This window comes from Pantoea dispersa (assembly GCF_019890955.1).
Classification (GTDB): domain Bacteria; phylum Pseudomonadota; class Gammaproteobacteria; order Enterobacterales; family Enterobacteriaceae; genus Pantoea; species Pantoea dispersa.
This window is the reverse complement of record NZ_CP082346.1, coordinates 114,677-133,109: the sequence shown is the minus strand read 5'-3', so window position 1 is coordinate 133,109 and position 18,433 is coordinate 114,677. Positions and strand designations below refer to the sequence as shown.

Genomic DNA, 18,433 nt, shown 5'->3' with positions numbered 1-18,433 from the left:
TTAGCCTCCCAGCTTAGACTTATCGCGCACCGCGCCCTTGTCAGCGCTGGTGGCGAGCGATGCATAAGCACGCAGTGCGAAGGAGACCTGACGCACGCGACCGTGCGGCGTATAAGCCGCTTCGCCACGCGCTTCCTCTTCTTCACGACGGGCATGCAGTTCGTTATCCGGTACCGCCAGCTTAATGCCGCGATTCGGGATATCGATTTCAATGATGTCGCCATCTTTAACCAGCGCGATGGTGCCGCCGTTCGCCGCTTCCGGCGATGCGTGGCCAATGGAGAGGCCCGAGGTGCCGCCCGAGAAGCGTCCGTCAGTGATCAGCGCACAGCTTTTGCCAAGGCCCATCGATTTCAGATAAGTGGTCGGATAGAGCATTTCCTGCATGCCCGGACCGCCTTTCGGCCCTTCGTAGCGGATTACCACCACGTCACCGGCGACCACTTTGCCGCCGAGAATCGCTTCCACCGCATCGTCCTGGCTTTCATACACTTTTGCCGGACCTTTAAAGGTGAGGATCTCTTTGTCGACGCCGGCGGTTTTCACGATGCAGCCATCTTCCGCCATGTTGCCGTACAGCACTGCCAGACCGCCATCCTGAGAGAATGCGTGTTCGCGCGTGCGGATACAGCCTTCCTGACGATCGTCATCCAGCGTATCCCAGCGGCAATCCTGTGAGAACGCCTGGGTAGTACGGATGCCCGCCGGGCCGGCGCGGAACATCTTCTTCACCGCTTCGTCTTTGGTCAGCATGATGTCGTACTGATCGAGGGTTTCGCGCAGATTGAGGCCCAGCACGTTGCGCACGTCGGTGTGCAGCAGGCCGGCACGATCCAGCTCGCCAAGAATACCGATTACCCCGCCCGCGCGGTGCACATCTTCCATATGATATTTCTGTGTGCTCGGCGCCACTTTGCACAGGTGCGGCACTTTACGTGACAGGCGATCGATGTCGGAAATGTTGAAATCGATCTCGCCTTCCTGCGCGGCGGCCAGCAGGTGCAGCACGGTATTGGTGGAACCGCCCATGGCGATATCCAGCGTCATGGCGTTTTCGAACGCAGCTTTGCTGGCGATGTTACGCGGCAGCACGCGCGCATCATCCTGCTCGTAATACTGTTTGGTCAGGTTAACGATGCGCTTGCCGGCGTTGATGAACAGGTCTTTACGATCGGCGTGGGTTGCCAGCAGCGAGCCGTTGCCCGGCTGCGACAGGCCCAGCGCTTCGGTCAGACAGTTCATGGAGTTGGCGGTGAACATGCCGGAGCACGAGCCGCAGGTCGGGCAGGCGGAACGCTCAATCTGCTCGCTGTCGGCATCGCTGACGTTCGGGTTCGCCCCCTGAATCATCGCGTCCACCAGATCCAGCTTGATGATTTTGTCTGACAGCTTGGTTTTACCGGCTTCCATTGGACCGCCGGAGACAAAGATCACCGGAATGTTGAGGCGCAGCGAGGCCATCAGCATGCCGGGGGTGATTTTGTCACAGTTGGAGATACACACCATGGCGTCGGCGCAGTGGGCGTTCACCATATATTCCACGGAGTCGGCAATCAGCTCGCGTGAAGGCAGTGAATACAGCATGCCGCCATGACCCATGGCGATACCGTCATCCACCGCGATGGTGTTGAACTCTTTGGCTACACCACCCGCGGCTTCGATTTGCTCAGCAACCAGTTTGCCAAGATCGCGCAGGTGCACGTGGCCCGGTACGAATTGGGTGAAGGAGTTAACCACGGCGATAATCGGCTTACCGAAATCGTCGTCGGTCATTCCGGTGGCGCGCCACAGGGCACGGGCACCCGCCATGTTACGACCATGGGTGGTGGTGGCGGAACGGTACTTAGGCATGCTCTATTTACTCCAGTCTGAAAAATGACGCGGGCGCTGCTGCACCCGCGTTACTGTCTTGTTATGGATTCACCTGATCCAGCCAGCCGTACTTGTCTTCGGTTTCGCCGGTGAACAGGCCAAAGAACGCCTGCTGGATTTTGGTGGTCACCGGGCCACGTTTGCCCTCACCCACCTGGATGCCGTCCACGCTGCGTACCGGCGTGATCTCTGCGGCAGTACCGGACATGAACACTTCATCCGCCAGGTACAGCGATTCGCGTGACAGCACCTGCTCGCGCACTTCGATACCGAGATCCTTCGCCAGCTTGATGATTGCGTCACGGGTGATGCCCGGCAGCGCTGAAGAGGTGAACGGCGGGGTGAACAGGATGCCGTCTTTCACTTCAAACAGGTTTTCGCCAGCACCTTCGGAGATATAACCCTGGGTATCCAGCGCGATACCTTCCTGATAGCCGTGGCGGCGCGCTTCGCTGCCAACCAGCAGGGAAGAGAGATAGTTACCGCCTGCTTTCGCCGCGGTTGGCAGGGTATTTGGCGCCACGCGATTCCAGGAAGAAACCATGGCGTTAATGCCCTGCTCCAGCGCTTCGGCGCCCAGGTAAGCCCCCCACGGGAACGCAGCGATGATCACATCGGTGGTGAAGCCGTCTGGCGGGTTAACGCCGAGGCCCACGTCGCCGACAAAGGCCAGCGGACGAATGTAGGCACTCTTCAGTTTATTGACGCGGATGACTTCGCGGCACGCTTCCATCAACTCATCCACGCTGGCTTTGATCGGGAAACGGTAAATTTTGGCGGAGTCGTGCAGACGCTGCATGTGTTCACGGTGACGGAACACCACCGGACCTTTGTGTGAGTCGTAGCAGCGAACGCCTTCGAACACAGAGGTGCCGTAATGCAGTGCGTGAGACATAACGCTAACCTTGGCGTCTTCCCACTTAACCATCTCTCCATTGAACCAGATAAAGTCTGCTTTCTTCGTACTCATTGTTATTTCCTTTGGCGACTAGGCGCGGATTTGTTGTGTTGTCTGTTGCTGGATCTCGACACAGGCGACATCCATAAGTTTGCTTAACTGCGAAGACAGTAAATCGACAGAGCGCTGGCTGGCAACGGTCATTTCGATATTAATGTTCTCCGCATTGACGGCGGACGCCATATTCATCGCGCAGACCTGGAAGCCACGGTGACGCACGACGCGCAAAATGCGCTCCAATATTTCAGGGCGAAAGCGGGCTTCGATAGACAATTGATGCTGGTTCATACGGTTTTCTCCATCATGTTTGCGTTGCTGGCACCCGGCGGTACCAGTGGCCAGACGTTTTCATGCTCATCAATCGCAACATGCAGGAAGTAAGGACCTTCACTGTTCAGCAGAGCATCAATCGCGGCGTCGACCTGATCTTTACGGCTAATGCGCTGGCCCGGAATATCAAAGGCGCTGGCCAGCGTGAGGAAATCGGGGTTATCGGTGAGGATGGTTTCGCTGTAGCGACCATCAAAGAACAGCTGCTGCCACTGGCGAACCATGCCAAGACGCTGGTTATCCAGCAGCAGGATTTTTACCGGCAGCTGCTTACGCTTGATGGTGCCCAGCTCCTGAATATTCATCATGATTGAGCCGTCACCGGACACGCAGATAACGGTGTCATCCGGACGGGCAACCTGCGCGCCCACCGCAGCCGGCAGCCCAAAGCCCATGGTGCCCAGACCGCTGGAGGTGATAAAGTTTTCCGGCGCGCTGAAGCGCATGTGCTGCGCCGCCCACATCTGGTGCTGGCCAACGTCGGTGGTTACCACCGCGCTGTCAGGTTTACGATCTGACAACTGCTTCAGCAGCAGCGGCGCGTAGATCGCCTCGCCGGGATGGTCGTAACGCCACGCGAACTCCGCGTTCATCGCTTTAACTTCAGTACGCCAGCCGTCGATCTGCAGCGGCATGCTCAGCGCCGGCAACACCTGGTTGAGGTCGCCCTGCAGTGAAACGTGAGCGCGACGCAGTTTGTTTAATTCCGCCGGATCGATATCGATATGAATGACGCTGGCGTGCGGCGCGAAGGTATCCAGCTTACCGGTGACGCGGTCGTCGAAGCGTGCGCCGACGGCAATCAGCAAATCACAGGATTGCACCGCCAGGTTGGCCGCTTTGGTGCCGTGCATGCCGAGCATACCAAGATAGAGATCGCTGCTGGCTTCGGCGCTGCCCAGCCCTTTCAGCGTAGAGACCATCGGGATGCCGGTCTCCTGCGCCATAGCCCGCAGCGCCGGGACGGCCTGCGCCATGCCGACACCGCCGCCGATATACAGCATCGGTTTTTGCGCCTGCGCCATCAGCGCGCGCGCTTCGGCAATGTGGTGCGGTGAGTGGCTCAGTGCCTCTTCAACCGGCAGCAGGTGCGGCGTCAGGTCACCGCTGGCAATCTGAATATCTTTGGGAATGTCGACCAGCACCGGCCCCGGACGGCCGGACTGCGCGATGGCGAAAGCTTCCGCCATCACCGAAGGTAAATCATCCAGCGATTCAACGAGGAAGCTGTGTTTAGTGCAGGCTAATGACAGGCCAAGAACATCGATCTCCTGAAAGGCGTCGGTACCGATAAACGCTGAAGAGACCTGCCCGGTGATGGCGACGACCGGAACGGAATCCATCATCGCATCGGCCAGCCCGGTGATCAGGTTGGTGGCGCCCGGTCCGGAAGTCGCAATGCAAACCCCGGTTTTGCCGGTCGCACGCGCATAACCGATCGCTGCCATCACCGCACCTTGTTCATGACGACACAGTAGATGTTCCACGCCGCCATCGTAGAGCGCATCGTACACTGGCATGATTGCTCCGCCAGGATAACCAAACACTGTGTCGACACCCTGCGCGCGTAAAGCCTGAACTACCCACTGTGCACCTGTCATGGTTATTCTCCTGTATTCCTGCTGGAACAACAGAATTTTATGCTACTGCTCATAATCTGTTCCTCGCTGATTCGCTGATATTTCGTCTGGTCGAAAAAAAACCCCCGGACCTTACGGTGCGGGGGTTTTTCGAATTCCAGGCTTGATTTTTAAGCCTTTCTTTCTCCAAGCGTAGCCCCGCACGGTGGGTTAATAATCACCACCACGCTAATCACGACTAGGCTAATCACTTGTAGAAGGGCTTTCATGTGTCGTCTGTTTTTTCGTTAGTTCGAAGTAATACCTACAGAGTTACCATAGTTAGCAGGGGATTTACAATAATTTTCATCGGAAAATTTTATGACGCGCGCAGCTGACGCGCGTTATCGCTTTGTAAGTAAAAGGTTATTCGCATTTGTGATAATTATTCATTACGCCCGCGACGCAACCGTTATTTTGCTTTTGCGATCTGGCTGCGAAAATTAATGAACAGGATGAAAAGCGCAGCGATTTTCCTGAATACCGCTTCGGGATGATAGTTTCAGCGATCGCCGTGTAGATTTTTTTCAGCAAGGATAAAGGCAACAAGGAGCGGTTATGTCTTTATCGAAAGTATTAACACGCGCGGCGCTCGGAGTGCAGGCTCCACTGGTGACGATTGAAGTGCATATCAGCAATGGTCTGCCAGCATTGACGCTGGTAGGTCTGCCGGAAACCACCGTCAAAGAAGCCCGCGAACGCGTGCGCAGCGCCATTATCAATAGCGGTTTCACCTTTCCGGCGAAGCGCGTCACCATTAATCTCGCGCCAGCAGATTTACCTAAAGAGGGTGGGCGCTACGACCTGCCGATCGCTATCGCCATTCTCGCGGCCTCAGAGCAGCTGCCAGGCGATAAGCTGGCCCATTATGAGTTCCTGGGTGAGCTGGCGCTAAACGGCGCGCTGTGTGGCGTTCAGGCCGCGATTCCTGCTGCCATGGCGGCACTGCAGGCCGGGCGTCAGATGGTCTTAGCGGAGCAGAATCAACAGGATGTCGGCCTGATACAACAGGGTGAAACGCTGGTGGGCAAGCATCTGGTGGAGATCTGCGCTTTCCTGCATAACCAGACGGCGCTGACGGTCGCCCACTACCAGCCTGAAACGGTGCCGCACGAGCAGCAGGACCTGAGCGATATTATTGGCCAGCAGCAGGGACGGCGCGCGCTGGAAATTACCGCCGCCGGTGGCCATAACCTGTTGCTGCTGGGCCCGCCCGGCACCGGTAAGACCATGCTGGCAACCCGATTGCCCGGCATTATGCCTCCGCTGGACGACCAGGAAGCGCTGGAGTGCGCCGCAATTGCCAGCCTGGTCAGCAGCGGTACGCTACATCATCAGTGGCGTAAACGGCCGTTCAGAGCGCCTCATCACAGCGCATCGTTGTATGCGCTGGTCGGCGGAGGATCACTACCGCGGCCGGGCGAAATTTCGCTGGCGCACAACGGGGTGCTGTTTCTTGATGAACTGCCCGAGTTTGAGCGCAAAGCACTGGATGCGTTACGCGAGCCGATTGAGTCCGGAGAAATCGCCATTTCCCGTTCCCGCGCCAAAGTCACTTTCCCTGCACGCTTTCAGCTGATTGGTGCAATGAATCCCAGCCCGACGGGCCATTATCAGGGGAATCATAATCGCTGCACGCCGCAGCAGGTGCTGCGCTATCTCAGCCGGCTGTCTGGCCCGTTTCTGGATCGCTTCGATCTGTCGCTGGAGATTCCGCTGCTACCGGGCGGCTCGCTCAGCCAGAAGCAGCAGCACAGCGAAACCAGCGCGCAGGTGCGCGCCCGCGTACTGGCCGCCCGGGCGATACAGATGGCACGCGCGGGCAAAGTGAATGCGCAGTTGTCGAATCCGGAGATCGCCCGTGATTGTGTGTTACAGCAGCAGGACGCGGAATGGCTGGAGGAGATCCTGAATGCACTGGGATTATCGGTGCGTGCATGGCAGCGCATCTTAAAGGTGGCGAGAACCATCGCAGATTTAGCGGATGAACGGCAGATTACGCGTCAGCATCTGCAGGAGGCGGTGGGATATCGCAGTATCGATCGTTTACTGATTTACCTGCATAAAAGCCTGGAATGACAACGGGGCTGAAATCAGCCCCGTCATGTTAATCGTCGCTATCGCTGAAGTCTTCCACCGTGTCCATCTGCGGTTTACCGCCGGACAAGGTATGAAAACGTTTCGGACGCTTGATACGTGCAGTGTATTTTGACCAGACACGTTCAGCCTCAGTCTGCGGCTCACGCAGACCACGACAGACTTCAATAAACAGACGCTCTTCTTCGGTCTCCGGATCGCGCTTAGCGAGATCCAGTTCGTTGAAAGCGTATCCGTGGCGTTCCAGAAGCTGAGCTTCTTTAATGGTGAAGTCACCATGACGCGAAAAACCACGAGGGTAATGTTTGTTATCAAAGAAACGATTAGTTGTTGCGAAGCTGTCCGCCATCTTACACGCTCCTGATTCTCATATGGCCGTGCTATTTATGGCGCGGAGTATTAGATAGGCTTGACAGAGTGTAAAACAAAACATTTAAATCAGTACGACAAACATTTTTTGGGAGAATGCTGTGGATACGGAATTACTGAAAACTTTCCTCGAAGTGAGCAGAACGCGTCATTTCGGGCGTGCTGCTGAAGCGCTTTACCTCACGCAATCTGCCGTTAGTTTTCGCATCCGTCAGCTGGAAAATCAGCTGGGCGTTAATCTTTTTACCCGTCACCGCAATAATATCCGGCTGACTTCAGCAGGCGAGCGCTTATTGCCCTACGCTGAGAGCCTGATGAGTACCTGGCTGATGGCAAAGAAGGAGGTTTCGCATACCCAGCAGCACCATGAGCTATCAATCGGTGCCAGTGCATCGCTCTGGGAAGCGTATCTTACGCCCTGGCTGCAGACGCTATACGAGAACCGGGAGAGCCTGCATCTGGAAGCACGTATTGCTCAGCGGCATTTGCTGGTCAAGCAGTTACATGAGCGTCAGCTCGATTTGCTGATCACCACCGAAGCGCCAAAAATGGATGAACTCACCAGTCAGCAGATCGGTCATATTTCACTCGCGCTCTTTCGCGCACGCAAAACTGAAAAGCGTGAAAAATATGATTACATCAAACTCGAGTGGGGCGCGGATTTCCATCAGCATGAAAGTTATCTTTCCAGTGATGACGTACCGGTATTAACTACCACTTCAGCACATGTGACCCGCGAATTGCTGCATACCACGGGAGCCTGCGCTTTTTTACCTGATTTCTGGCACGGCATTTACAGTGATTTGATGGTTATTCCAGACACACCTGTCGCAGTGCGACCGTTATATGCGGTATGGCTGCAGAATAGCGATCAACAGGCACACATTCGTCAGCTGCTTAAATATCCGGTCCTGACTCACTGAAGCAATAATTGAGGGAGTTTGAGTGGAAGAAATGAAACTCAGGCTCTTGCCTGTGCCGGATTTCAGGCAAAAAAAAATCCTTTGCCGAAGCAAAGGATTATTTTCTGGCAGGGGCGGAGGGACTCGAACCCCCAACACCCGGTTTTGGAGACCGGTGCTCTACCAATTGAACTACGCCCCTAATTAGGGTGGCGGAACGGACGGGGCTCGAACCCGCGACCCCCTGCGTGACAGGCAGGTATTCTAACCAACTGAACTACCGCTCCACCGATTCTGTACTGATATCAGACCGTCGCTGATTTCAGGTGTTTCGCCCTTTCCGCGTCACCGGGAAGGTCACGACCCGATTAGGGGTCTTAAATTGATGCCTGGCAGTTCCCTACTCTCGCATGGGGAGGCCCCACACTACCATCGGCGCTACGGCGTTTCACTTCTGAGTTCGGCATGGGGTCAGGTGGGACCACCGCGCTGTTGCCGCCAGGCAAATTCTTTGTGCCCTGTCCCGCGTCTTTCGCGCTGATGCCGCGTTGGCCGCCCTCGCAAAGTCAGTCACATACTCGTGTATGCTCCTTCCTTTCCTTCGCTTGCCGCCTCGCCTCAGCGCAAAATCCTCCGGACTCGCGTCCGCAGAACAAAGCTGATTCTTTATCCGTCACAAGCTGAAAATTCTCCGGTCTCTCAGACCAAAACGCCTCTGGCGTTGTAAGGTTAAGCCTCACGGGTCATTAGTACCGGTTAGCTCAACGCATCGCTGCGCTTACACACCCGGCCTATCAACGTCGTCGTCTTCAACGTCCCTTCAGGACCCTTAAAGGGTCAGGGAGAACTCATCTCGGGGCAAGTTTCGTGCTTAGATGCTTTCAGCACTTATCTCTTCCGCACTTAGCTACCGGGCAGTGCCATTGGCATGACAACCCGAACACCAGCGGTGCGTTCACTCCGGTCCTCTCGTACTAGGAGCAACCCCCCTCAATTCTCCAGCGCCCACGGCAGATAGGGACCGAACTGTCTCACGACGTTCTAAACCCAGCTCGCGTACCACTTTAAACGGCGAACAGCCGTACCCTTGGGACCTACTTCAGCCCCAGGATGTGATGAGCCGACATCGAGGTGCCAAACACCGCCGTCGATATGAACTCTTGGGCGGTATCAGCCTGTTATCCCCGGAGTACCTTTTATCCGTTGAGCGATGGCCCTTCCATTCAGAACCACCGGATCACTATGACCTGCTTTCGCACCTGCTCGAGCCGTCACTCTCGCAGTCAAGCTGGCTTATGCCATTGCACTAACCTCCTGATGTCCGACCAGGATTAGCCAACCTTCGTGCTCCTCCGTTACGCTTTGGGAGGAGACCGCCCCAGTCAAACTACCCACCAGACACTGTCCGCAGCCCGGGTAACGGGCCTACGTTAGAACATCAAACATTAAAGGGTGGTATTTCAAGGTTGGCTCCACGCAGACTGGCGTCCGCGCTTCAAAGCCTCCCACCTATCCTACACATCAAGGCTCAATGTTCAGTGTCAAGCTATAGTAAAGGTTCACGGGGTCTTTCCGTCTTGCCGCGGGTACACTGCATCTTCACAGCGATTTCAATTTCACTGAGTCTCGGGTGGAGACAGCCTGGCCATCATTACGCCATTCGTGCAGGTCGGAACTTACCCGACAAGGAATTTCGCTACCTTAGGACCGTTATAGTTACGGCCGCCGTTTACCGGGGCTTCGATCAAGAGCTTCTCCTTGCGGATAACCCCATCAATTAACCTTCCGGCACCGGGCAGGCGTCACACCGTATACGTCCACTTTCGTGTTTGCACAGTGCTGTGTTTTTAATAAACAGTTGCAGCCAGCTGGTATCTTCGACTGGCCTCGGCTCCGGGAGCAAGTCCCTTCACCTACGCGCCAGCGTGCCTTCTCCCGAAGTTACGGCACCATTTTGCCTAGTTCCTTCACCCGAGTTCTCTCAAGCGCCTTGGTATTCTCTACCTGACCACCTGTGTCGGTTTGGGGTACGATTTCGTGTTACCTGGAGCTTAGAGGCTTTTCCTGGAAGCAGGGCATCAGTTACTTCACCGCCGTGGCGGCTCGTCGTCACGCCTCAGTGTTAAAGAAGACCGGATTTGCCTGGTCTTCACACCTGCACGCTTAAACCGGGACAACCGTCGCCCGGATAACCTAGCCTTCTCCGTCCCCCCTTCGCAGTAACACCAAGTACAGGAATATTAACCTGTTTCCCATCGACTACGCTTTTCAGCCTCGCCTTAGGGGTCGACTCACCCTGCCCCGATTAACGTTGGACAGGAACCCTTGGTCTTCCGGCGAGCGGGCTTTTCACCCGCTTTATCGTTACTTATGTCAGCATTCGCACTTCTGATACCTCCAGCGTGCCTCACAGCACACCTTCAGCGGCTTACAGAACGCTCCCCTACCCAACAACACATAGTGTCGCTGCCGCAGCTTCGGTGCATGGTTTAGCCCCGTTACATCTTCCGCGCAGGCCGACTCGACCAGTGAGCTATTACGCTTTCTTTAAATGATGGCTGCTTCTAAGCCAACATCCTGGCTGTCTGTGCCTTCCCACATCGTTTCCCACTTAACCATGACTTTGGGACCTTAGCTGGCGGTCTGGGTTGTTTCCCTCTTCACGACGGACGTTAGCACCCGCCGTGTGTCTCCCGTGATAACATTCTCCGGTATTCGCAGTTTGCATCGGGTTGGTAAGCCGGGATGGCCCCCTAGCCGAAACAGTGCTCTACCCCCGGAGATGAGTTCACGAGGCGCTACCTAAATAGCTTTCGGGGAGAACCAGCTATCTCCCGGTTTGATTGGCCTTTCACCCCCAGCCACAAGTCATCCGCTAATTTTTCAACATTAGTCGGTTCGGTCCTCCAGTTAGTGTTACCCAACCTTCAACCTGCCCATGGCTAGATCACCGGGTTTCGGGTCTATACCCTGCAACTTAACGCCCGGTTAAGACTCGGTTTCCCTTCGGCTCCCCTATGCGGTTAACCTTGCTACAGAATATAAGTCGCTGACCCATTATACAAAAGGTACGCAGTCACACCCGAAGGTGCTCCCACTGCTTGTACGTACACGGTTTCAGGTTCTGTTTCACTCCCCTCGCCGGGGTTCTTTTCGCCTTTCCCTCACGGTACTGGTTCACTATCGGTCAGTCAGGAGTATTTAGCCTTGGAGGATGGTCCCCCCATATTCAGACAGGATACCACGTGTCCCGCCCTACTCGTCGGACTCACAGCTCATGCATCTTCGTGTACGGGGCTGTCACCCGGTATCGCGCGACTTTCCAGACGCTTCCACTGATGCACAAGCTGATTCAGGTCCTGGGCTGCTCCCCGTTCGCTCGCCGCTACTGGGGGAATCTCGGTTGATTTCTTTTCCTCGGGGTACTTAGATGTTTCAGTTCCCCCGGTTCGCCTCGTTTGACTATGTATTCATCAAACGATGATGCACAGAGTGCACCGGGTTTCCCCATTCGGACATCGACGGCTGTAGCGGTTCATATCACCTTACCGTCGCTTTTCGCAGATTAGCACGTCCTTCATCGCCTCTGACTGCCAGGGCATCCACCGTGTACGCTTAGTCGCTTAACCTCACAACCCACAGGCGTTTTGCAACGCTGTCTGTTGTAAGCATTTGAGAGACCCGAACGCATCGTGATTCATTTCTTATTACGGAGAAATGAACCGACGCGTCGTTTCAAATTTTCAGCTTGTTCCGGATTGTTAAAGAGCAAATACTTCGCAGCACACCGTCGCCGGTATACTCTGAAGTAAGTTTCAGTACTGTAATGGTGGAGCTAAGCGGGATCGAACCGCTGACCTCCTGCGTGCAAGGCAGGCGCTCTCCCAGCTGAGCTATAGCCCCATACAGTCACTGCAGAGACCATCTACTACCACTCACCAGGAGTCACGTTTCTCACACGGGAAATGTGATTTCGTCTCAGGCAAGGCATGTTTTCGCGAAGCATAGTGAACTATGCGAGCCGGAAACATAACGCGGCATGAGAAGAAATCTGGTAGGCCTGAGTGGACTTGAACCACCGACCTCACCCTTATCAGGGGTGCGCTCTAACCACCTGAGCTACAAGCCTGTAGAGGTTTTTTCTGCTCGTTACTTTTCTATCAGACAATCTGTGTGAGCACTTCGCGGGAAAGTATCTTCAGGTAAGGAGGTGATCCAACCGCAGGTTCCCCTACGGTTACCTTGTTACGACTTCACCCCAGTCATGAATCACAAAGTGGTAAGCGCCCTCCCGAAGGTTAAGCTACCTACTTCTTTTGCAACCCACTCCCATGGTGTGACGGGCGGTGTGTACAAGGCCCGGGAACGTATTCACCGTAGCATTCTGATCTACGATTACTAGCGATTCCGACTTCATGGAGTCGAGTTGCAGACTCCAATCCGGACTACGACGCACTTTATGAGGTCCGCTTGCTCTCGCGAGGTCGCTTCTCTTTGTATGCGCCATTGTAGCACGTGTGTAGCCCTGGCCGTAAGGGCCATGATGACTTGACGTCATCCCCACCTTCCTCCGGTTTATCACCGGCAGTCTCCTTTGAGTTCCCGGCCGAGCCGCTGGCAACAAAGGATAAGGGTTGCGCTCGTTGCGGGACTTAACCCAACATTTCACAACACGAGCTGACGACAGCCATGCAGCACCTGTCTCAGAGTTCCCGAAGGCACCAAAGCATCTCTGCTAAGTTCTCTGGATGTCAAGGCCAGGTAAGGTTCTTCGCGTTGCATCGAATTAAACCACATGCTCCACCGCTTGTGCGGGCCCCCGTCAATTCATTTGAGTTTTAACCTTGCGGCCGTACTCCCCAGGCGGTCGACTTAACGCGTTAGCTCCGGAAGCCACGCCTCAAGGGCACAACCTCCAAGTCGACATCGTTTACGGCGTGGACTACCAGGGTATCTAATCCTGTTTGCTCCCCACGCTTTCGCACCTGAGCGTCAGTCTTCGTCCAGGGGGCCGCCTTCGCCACCGGTATTCCTCCAGATCTCTACGCATTTCACCGCTACACCTGGAATTCTACCCCCCTCTACGAGACTCAAGCCTGCCAGTTTCAAATGCAGTTCCCAGGTTAAGCCCGGGGATTTCACATCTGACTTAACAGACCGCCTGCGTGCGCTTTACGCCCAGTAATTCCGATTAACGCTTGCACCCTCCGTATTACCGCGGCTGCTGGCACGGAGTTAGCCGGTGCTTCTTCTGCGGGTAACGTCAATCGGCAAGGTTATTAACCTCACCGCCTTCCTCCCCGCTGAAAGTACTTTACAACCCGAAGGCCTTCTTCATACACGCGGCATGGCTGCATCAGGCTTGCGCCCATTGTGCAATATTCCCCACTGCTGCCTCCCGTAGGAGTCTGGACCGTGTCTCAGTTCCAGTGTGGCTGGTCATCCTCTCAGACCAGCTAGGGATCGTCGCCTAGGTGAGCCATTACCCCACCTACTAGCTAATCCCATCTGGGCACATCCGATGGTGTGAGGCCCGAAGGTCCCCCACTTTGGTCTCGCGACGTTATGCGGTATTAGCTACCGTTTCCAGTAGTTATCCCCCTCCATCGGGCAGTTTCCCAGACATTACTCACCCGTCCGCCACTCGCCACCCAAAGAGCAAGCTCTTCTGTGCTGCCGTTCGACTTGCATGTGTTAGGCCTGCCGCCAGCGTTCAATCTGAGCCATGATCAAACTCTTCAATTTAAAGTTTGATTTGCTGCAACCAGTGCAGCGATGCTCTGTGAATTAAACTTCGTAATGAATTACGTGTTCACTCAGCAAAGACTTGATATTTTTTACGTCCGGAGACGCTGATATCAATCCTGCGAGTGCCCACACAGATTGTCTGATAAATTGTTAAAGAGCGGTGCCGCGATTTCTCAAGCGGCGCGGGATGCGTATATTACGCTTTCCGCTTTCTCAGTCAAGCATTTATTTTTGCTTTTCTGAAGGTTGCCGTTAAGGGCCACCTCACTAACAGGGCGCTTCGTAAGCCGTTGTGCCGTGTCAGTGGAGGCGCATTATAGGGAGTTCTTTCGGGCTGACAAGGGCTAAATGCAAATTAATTTTCGAGTGCTGTTTTTTTCGGCGAAAGCCCGTCAAATCGCCAGTTTTTCCAGCAGCGGGAAGCCATAACGCTGCAAAACCGGTGATAATTGCACCACTTCGTCATCCATACGCGTACAAAATGCCACATTCTGTCCGCTGGAACGCGCCTGAGGCGCTTCGTGCTCTAACAACCAGGCGGTGCGCCGTGCAATGGCTGCGCCCGAATCCACCAGCCGGGTGCCATCAGGCAACACCTGCTGCAGCTCTTCACGTAACAGCGGGAAATGGGTACAACCCAGCACCACGGTATCCGGCGGCTCTTTCATACGCAGCCACGGTTGTACTGCGCGACGCACATCGTCCAGCGACACCGTTTCTCCGTGCAGTTTGGCTTCCGCCAGTTCGACCAGTTCCGCCGACCCCAGCATTTCGATTTTACATTCGCGCGCAAACTGCGCCACCAGCTCATGGGTGTAAGGTCGTTTCACCGTGCCGCGCGTGGCCAGCAGGCCGACCACGCCGTTACGCGTCAGACGGGCCGCCGGTTTAATTGCCGGCACGACGCCAACGACCGGGAATTCAAAACGCTGACGCAACGCTGGCAGGGAGACGGTACTGGCGGAGTTACAGGCGATGACCACTAATGCCAGCGGCACGCGCTGTACGATAGCCTCCACCACCGCCACGACCCGCTCAACAATGAACTCTTCGCTTTTTTCACCGTAAGGGAAGCCGGCATTATCGAAGGCATAGAGATAGTGCAGGCCCGGCAGCAGTTGCCGGACCTCATCATAGACGGAGAGCCCACCGACGCCGGAGTCAAACACCAGCACGGTGGGGCGCAGATCAGAAGCTGTAGCTGGCGCTGAGATAGTACTCCGTTCCTGGAGTTTGATAGCCATACACTGTCTCGTAGTCTTTATCGAACAGGTTGGCAATTCTACCACGAACGGTGAGCTGTGATGTGACCGGATACGAAACTGCCAGATCCCATAAACTTACACCGCCCAGTTTGACGCGCTGCGGGGTAAAGGAGTGGTTGTAATCCGTATCATAGCGATCGCCGAGATAATGATAGGTCAGTGACCAGTCAAACTCATAAATCGTCCAGTCGAGCTGGTATTTCACCTGCTGCTTCGCACGGCGCACCAGCGGTTGATCGGTTTCAGCATCGCGCGCATCGACATAGTCGTAAGAAATCTGATGGCTAAGCGGACCGGTATCGAACGACGCCGTGGCTTCTACGCCCTTAATGCGCGCTTTATCGATGTTGTAATAGATATACGTGGTGGGATCGCTATCAATCAGATTATCGATATCGTTACGATAACCGGATACGCGCCAGTTTACCGGCCCGGTCAGGCCAGAGAAGCCCGCTTCCCACTGTTTACTCTCTTCCGGCTTCAGGTCGCTGTTGCCATAAGAACCATACAACTGGCCGAGACGAGGCGCTTTATACGCCGTCGCGTAATTGGCAAACACGCTATAGCCATCAACAAACGCCCATGACGCCCCGCCCTGCCAGGTGCCGTGCCAGCCAAACTGGCTGTTGTCGTCCCCGCGTACCGCGCCTTCCAGCGTTACGCTGCCCAGCTGCTGCTGGGTGGTGGCATAAATGCCGGTGTTACGCAGTTCGGTGCTGTCAGCCACGTAAGCGGTGCCGGGTTCCGTGGTCTGTTTCTGCCAGTCCACGCCCGCGCTTACGCTGCCCTGCGCCACCTGCAACGTATTGCCCCACTGCACATTGTACTGCTTGCTGTCATCCAGCGTGGTCGACGGGCCGTAGCGGCCTGTACGCGGATCATAGTTATAGTCTTTGCTGCGGCTGTAGCTGGCGATCAGCTGCGTCGAATAAATGTCGTTGCTGTAACGCAGGCCGCTGTCCCAGGTCTGGCTGTAGAGCTGACGGGTATCGTTTAATCCATTGATGTTGAAACTGTTATCGTAGCTGTAGGTGCCGTCGTAGGCCGTACGGTTGTCAAAACCGTAGCCGCGGACAAAGCCGCTCAACCCGTCACTGAACTGATGCTCCAGCGCGCCATACAGTGTCTTGTTCATGAAGCCATCGCGATCTTTCTGCGCCGGATCGCCATACACATCCGGCAGGTTCGCCACCACATCATAGCCGCGCGTATAGGTGTAGTTGCCCGCCATGGTCAGCGTCGTGGCTGCCCCCAGCTGCTGCTGGGTAGAACCTTCATAGTTTTGATAGCCTTTCGAGCCCACGCCCGCGCTCAGCGTCGTGCCCGGCTTATCACGACCGGTGATGATGTTCACCACGCCGCCAATCGCATCGGAACCATACACCGCCGAGCGCGCACCGCGCACATATTCGATGCGCTGGACCAGAGAAAGCGGAATCTGGCTTAAATCAGACGATCCGGACACACCCGCCTGGTTTAGCCGGATACCGTCGATGAGTATAAGTACGTGGCTGGAGTTGGTGCCGCGCACAAACAGCGAGCTCAGCTGGCCGAGGCCACCGTTCTGCGCAATGTCCACGCCAGGCAGGCGACGCATGACGTCCGTCAGGCTTTTCGCCTGCCAGCGATCGATATCGTCGCGGGTCACGACTGTCGTCGGCGCGAGAACGGAGGAAACCGGCTGCAAAAACCGGTTGGCGGTAACGATTTGCGTATCATCATTCTGCTGCGCGTAGCCAGATTGCGCCCAGAGCGACAACGCCGTTGCACTAAAGGCAAACAGCGAAGCGTGTGTTGTTTTCATTGTTATAGCATCCAAAAGACGAAGCAGGATGCCGCAGGTCCGGGATCGATAGCACGCGATGATCTCAGAAGTTGCGACGTCACACCGGCAGGTCTTCGGGCTGGGAATCATAAGTGGTGAAGACTTCCCATCCGCGAGGACAGTGTCTGCAATTGCGATCACCACGACATTCTTTTACCGCTGCGCGTCAGCTCCAGATTCACACTGGATTCCCTTTTAACTCAAGGAGGCCGGCAGCCGCAGTCTACGTTTAAGAAGGCCGGAAATCCAGACTGCCAGCCTTCCTGCACTGTCCGGGACTGGACATCAGCAGGTGAATGCCTACAATCGCCCGGCAGGCAGGCTTAACACCAGGATTGAAGATGACACCCGAACAACTCCCGATTGAACAATACGACGCGCAACTGGCGGAAAAAGTCAGCCGCTTACAGGCGATGATGGCCCCCTACGCAGCGCCCGACGTGGAGGTGTTCCGCTCGCCGGTCAGCCACTATCGTATGCGCGCCGAATTCCGCATCTGGCACGACGGTGACGATCTTTATCACATCATCTTCGATCAAGAGACTAAACAGCGTATCCGCGTCGATCAGTTTCCGGCGGCCAGCCAGTTGATCAACACGCTGATGCCAAAGTTGATCGCCGCGATCCGCGATAATCGCGCGCTGCGTTTTAAACTGTTCCAGATCGATTATCTCTCCACCCTCAGCAACCAGATCGTGATCTCGCTGCTATATCACCGCAAGCTGGAAGCCGACTGGACCGAAGCCGCGACTGCGCTGCGCGATAGCCTGCGTGCAGAAGGGTTTGATGTGCAGCTGATTGGCCGTGCCACGAAAACCAAAATCTGCCTCGATCGCGATTACGTCGATGAGCGCCTGCCGGTAGCCGGTCAGGAGATGATCTATCGTCAGGTGGAGAACAGCTTCACCCAACCGAATGCGGCGATGAATATTCAGATGCTGGAGTGGGCGCTGGACGTGACGCAAGATTCGCGCGGCGATCTGCTGGAGCTGTACTGTGGCAATGGCAACTTTTCGCTGGCGCTGGCGCGTAACTTCCGCCGCGTACTGGCGACGGAAATCGCCAAACCGTCGGTGGCTTCGGCGCAGTACAACATCGCGGCCAACCACATCGACAACGTGCAAATTATTCGTATGGCAGCCGAAGAGTTTACCCAGGCGATGAACGGCGTGCGCAGCTTTAACCGTCTGGAAGGCATCGATCTCAACAGCTATCAGTGCGAGACCATCTTTGTCGATCCGCCGCGCAGCGGACTGGATGACGAGACGGTGAAGATGGTGCAGGCCTATCCGCGTATTCTCTATATCTCCTGTAATCCGCAGACGCTGTGCGACAACCTCAGCGTACTGAGTGCCACGCATAACATCACGCGGCTGGCGCTGTTTGACCAGTTCCCTTACACCCACCATATGGAATGCGGTGTGTTACTGACGCGAAAAGCCTAAAAA

The 18,433-nt window shown here is 55.6% G+C and carries 11 protein-coding genes, 4 tRNA genes, 3 rRNA genes and 1 riboswitch; of the genes, 3 read left to right on the top strand and 15 right to left on the bottom strand.

The genetic code is table 11. The features are described from left to right. From ilvD to ilvL, 5 genes are all read right to left on the bottom strand, one after another. Complete coding sequence (gene ilvD / locus K7H94_RS00615; protein WP_021507915.1) at positions 1 to 1,851, bottom strand: dihydroxy-acid dehydratase; 1,851 nt, start codon at positions 1,849 to 1,851, stop codon at positions 1 to 3. A 61-nt stretch (positions 1,852 to 1,912) separates the two neighbouring features. Further along, on the bottom strand, positions 1,913 to 2,842 hold the full coding sequence (locus tag K7H94_RS00610) for a branched-chain amino acid transaminase (RefSeq protein WP_021507916.1): 930 nt from the start codon (positions 2,840 to 2,842) through the stop codon (positions 1,913 to 1,915). Positions 2,843 to 2,860: 18 nt separating this feature from the next. Beyond that, positions 2,861 to 3,118: an acetolactate synthase 2 small subunit gene (gene ilvM, locus K7H94_RS00605; RefSeq protein ID WP_008106624.1), complete on the bottom strand. Its 258-nt coding sequence runs from the start codon at positions 3,116 to 3,118 to the stop codon at positions 2,861 to 2,863. After that, positions 3,115 to 4,761 (bottom strand): acetolactate synthase 2 catalytic subunit, encoded by a 1,647-nt coding sequence (gene ilvG, locus K7H94_RS00600; RefSeq protein WP_222951490.1) that lies wholly within the window; start codon positions 4,759 to 4,761, stop codon positions 3,115 to 3,117. The genes ilvM and ilvG overlap by 4 nt, the downstream gene beginning before the upstream one ends. Before the next feature lie 149 nt (positions 4,762 to 4,910). After that, positions 4,911 to 5,009, bottom strand: a complete 99-nt coding sequence (gene ilvL / locus K7H94_RS00595; RefSeq protein WP_071813600.1) for an ilv operon leader peptide — start codon at positions 5,007 to 5,009, stop codon at positions 4,911 to 4,913. Positions 5,010 to 5,337: 328 nt separating this feature from the next. Here ilvL and K7H94_RS00590 point away from each other — a divergent pair, with 328 nt between their 5' ends. After that, complete coding sequence (locus K7H94_RS00590; RefSeq protein WP_215800541.1) at positions 5,338 to 6,858, top strand: YifB family Mg chelatase-like AAA ATPase; 1,521 nt, start codon at positions 5,338 to 5,340, stop codon at positions 6,856 to 6,858. Positions 6,859 to 6,886: 28 nt separating this feature from the next. Here K7H94_RS00590 and K7H94_RS00585 read toward each other — a convergent pair whose 3' ends face one another. Beyond that, complete coding sequence (locus K7H94_RS00585) at positions 6,887 to 7,225, bottom strand: MaoP family protein (protein ID WP_021507919.1); 339 nt, start codon at positions 7,223 to 7,225, stop codon at positions 6,887 to 6,889. 121 nt (positions 7,226 to 7,346) lie between these two features. On the opposite strand from K7H94_RS00585, the gene hdfR reads away from it, so the two are divergent. After that, on the top strand, positions 7,347 to 8,168 hold the full coding sequence (gene hdfR / locus K7H94_RS00580) for an HTH-type transcriptional regulator HdfR (protein WP_031279770.1): 822 nt from the start codon (positions 7,347 to 7,349) through the stop codon (positions 8,166 to 8,168). A 105-nt stretch (positions 8,169 to 8,273) separates the two neighbouring features. On the opposite strand, the gene K7H94_RS00575 is transcribed toward hdfR, so the two are convergent. From K7H94_RS00575 to btuB, 9 genes are all read right to left on the bottom strand, one after another. Further along, positions 8,274 to 8,349, bottom strand: a tRNA-Trp gene (locus tag K7H94_RS00575). 8 nt (positions 8,350 to 8,357) lie between these two features. Further along, positions 8,358 to 8,434 (bottom strand) — tRNA-Asp (locus K7H94_RS00570). Positions 8,435 to 8,534: 100 nt separating this feature from the next. Then, a 5S ribosomal RNA gene (rrf, locus tag K7H94_RS00565) occupies positions 8,535 to 8,650 on the bottom strand. Positions 8,651 to 8,872: 222 nt separating this feature from the next. Beyond that, a 23S ribosomal RNA gene (locus tag K7H94_RS00560) occupies positions 8,873 to 11,776 on the bottom strand. A 198-nt stretch (positions 11,777 to 11,974) separates the two neighbouring features. Continuing rightward, positions 11,975 to 12,050 (bottom strand) — tRNA-Ala (locus K7H94_RS00555). A 149-nt stretch (positions 12,051 to 12,199) separates the two neighbouring features. Then, positions 12,200 to 12,276 (bottom strand) — tRNA-Ile (locus tag K7H94_RS00550). Positions 12,277 to 12,350: 74 nt separating this feature from the next. Beyond that, positions 12,351 to 13,892, bottom strand: a 16S ribosomal RNA gene (locus tag K7H94_RS00545). The 16S, 23S and 5S rRNA genes sit together here with 4 tRNA genes alongside, the layout of an rRNA operon. A gap of 395 nt (positions 13,893 to 14,287) precedes the next feature. Then, on the bottom strand, positions 14,288 to 15,139 hold the full coding sequence (gene murI / locus K7H94_RS00540) for a glutamate racemase (protein WP_150059714.1): 852 nt from the start codon (positions 15,137 to 15,139) through the stop codon (positions 14,288 to 14,290). After that, entirely contained in the window at positions 15,084 to 16,964 is a 1,881-nt protein-coding gene (gene btuB, locus K7H94_RS00535) for a TonB-dependent vitamin B12 receptor BtuB (RefSeq protein WP_150059713.1), read from the bottom strand. Before btuB ends, murI begins: the two co-directional genes overlap by 56 nt. A 68-nt stretch (positions 16,965 to 17,032) precedes the next feature. Beyond that, positions 17,033 to 17,214, bottom strand: a riboswitch (cobalamin riboswitch). A gap of 112 nt (positions 17,215 to 17,326) precedes the next feature. On the opposite strand from btuB, the gene trmA reads away from it, so the two are divergent. Next, the gene (gene trmA / locus K7H94_RS00530) at positions 17,327 to 18,430 is read left to right on the top strand and encodes a tRNA (uridine(54)-C5)-methyltransferase TrmA (RefSeq protein ID WP_058758135.1); all 1,104 of its coding nucleotides are present in this window, start codon (positions 17,327 to 17,329) and stop codon (positions 18,428 to 18,430) included. The last annotated feature ends 3 nt before the right edge of the window (positions 18,431 to 18,433 follow it).